Genomic DNA, 242 nt, shown 5'->3' on the forward strand with positions numbered 1-242 from the left:
AGGATTTGACTTTCTGATCAACTCTCTTAAACCGTATTCTAAAAAATCAATTCTATTAGGTATGGAAGATACCGGGCATTACCATGTCGCGCTTCTTAAATTTCTTCTTAGCAATGGATATACTGTTGCCTTGATCACCCCTAAAACGACTGAGCTTACACGTAAGATGGAAGGTGGCATTACTAACGTTGACCGTTTTGATTTATATGAACAAAGACAATTGACTCGTCATCACCATAATC

1 protein-coding gene is annotated in these 242 nt (G+C 37.6%); it reads left to right on the forward strand.

Annotated elements, in window-relative coordinates:
- Window positions 1-242: IS110 family transposase (locus LJE08_RS14380; RefSeq protein WP_227403630.1), on the forward strand; the 242-nt coding region annotated here is incomplete at both ends.

The organism is Holdemanella sp. DFI.5.55 (assembly GCF_020593575.1).
GTDB classification, from domain to species: domain Bacteria; phylum Bacillota_I; class Bacilli_A; order Erysipelotrichales; family Erysipelotrichaceae; genus Holdemanella; species Holdemanella hominis.